This window comes from Citrobacter sp. S46_ASV_140, assembly GCF_018919545.1.
GTDB lineage: Bacteria > Pseudomonadota > Gammaproteobacteria > Enterobacterales > Enterobacteriaceae > Citrobacter > Citrobacter braakii.
On record NZ_JAHLRC010000249.1, the window covers coordinates 1 to 1,780 of the forward strand.

Annotated in this window: 2 protein-coding genes; both read right to left on the minus strand. The window is 35.3% G+C overall.

The genetic code is table 11. The features are described 5' to 3' along the window. On the minus strand, positions 1 to 581 hold a 581-nt coding region (locus KQJ19_RS23460; protein ID WP_216404266.1), incomplete at its 3' end, for a DUF262 domain-containing protein. 104 nt (positions 582 to 685) lie between these two features. Next, on the minus strand, positions 686 to 1,780 hold a 1,095-nt coding region (locus KQJ19_RS23465; protein WP_253296412.1), incomplete at its 5' end, for a DUF87 domain-containing protein.

Consider the following 1,780-nt stretch of genomic DNA (forward strand, 5'->3'; position numbering starts at 1 on the left):
CCAGTAAACTCATCAATAATTTTTTTGATGAACGTTTTTTTAGTCTTCAGAAGACGATTATCATTCTTATTGATCTTATAAGCAGCATCATCTACAGAAAAAGAATCCTTTTTCTCATTCCTAATAATATAATCAAAAAGATCATTATCTTTTTTATTCAAGCGTAAATAATAATTATCCGGCTCGCTTGGTTCTCTTAGCCTTGCTCTCGCGATCTTAGCAATTTTATTAGATAGGTCCATTGATGCAGGGTTTCTCTCAACTTGCCTGAGTATGTCAGGGTTTGAGGAAAAAGACTCTCCTAAGCTAGCGAGAACATAGAATAACATCGAAAAAGTAGCTAAACGCTGCTGACCATCTACAATATCAAAGGTATCGGTTTCTTTTTGATGTTTCTTTAATACTATTGTCCCCATAAAATATTCAGATTGCTGCTCATGAGATATTACAATATCTGTCCATAACGTTTCCACCTCATTTACTGACCAAGAATAATCTCTCTGATAGTCAGGGACTATATATTTAGTCTCTAATCCTGTTAAGATCTTCTCAAGACTTTTACTTTCTGGAATAATATTCATTTTATTTAGTCACCATTCATTAAATTGCATATTATGGACTCTATCTAAAATTAGAAATGGAGTCCATAAAGAATAAAATATACACTTAATCTAAATAATAAAAATCATTTTGTTAACTCCCAAAATGCTTTATCACGCATTTTCTTAACTATTTTATTGCCATCAATATATAGACTAAAATGTTTATCTAACTGCCTAATCAGTCCCATTAGTGATTCTTGTTCACCTTTGTCATCAATATTGAAAACGGCTTTGATATCTGCGTTCTTAATTTCTGAAACCCGATGAATAATCCATGTTAAAATATATGAAGAATAATTGTTCTCACCAGTTTTGAAGTGAGTAATTTCTTGTGTTGAGAGAATAGCACCAACACCATATTCACGTCCTTCTTTAAGAATCTTTCTCAAGCTAGCAAAATCCTGTCTCATAAAATTATCAGCTTCATCTACCAAAATCATTTTGGTAAGTTGCCGATAATCACCTTGAACTGTAGGCTTTCCACGTTTCTGCATTTGTGCGTAAAAAAGATCAAGCGTAAGTGCGACGACAAGATTTTGTATCTCCGTTGGATAACCTGCTAACTCAATAACAGTAACACCGTCAACTAAATCATACAAACTGGTCATTTTTGTAGGGTCTGTCTCAAAAATTTGGAATCCAGCTAAATTATAAAGTGCCGCATACAATGAATCCTCGTCAACTTTTTCCTGAGCCAAATATTGCTGCCAAACATCTTCAATAGTGGGTGCAACACGATTCCATGTTGAACGATCATGTGGGACTATACCTGCTTGATCATAGCATTCCATTATTAGCCCCACCAATTTCATCCGCTGTTTTACGCCAAGGTTATAGGCTTTCCCCATCGTTTCAGCAAACGCCATTGCCGTATGTCTTGGCAACATCGGCATATCTCCAAATAAAGATAACGGATTATATGGTAGCAAAGAAAGTTGGTATTTTTTAGCCCGAGTAGCCTCTATAAAAGCATCATCGACATAATCCGATTTGTAATCAAAGATCAACAGTCCAATCGGTTTACCATCAACATTATTCGACTGATTTCGCATCAGCTGCGTCACTAGAGACTTTGTAAATTGAGTTTTACCTGTCCCCATCGTTCCAATAATACCTGTATTGGTATTCATAAACTTAGCGGTATTGGTTGGTTCCCAATACAATGGTGTCTGCTGTAC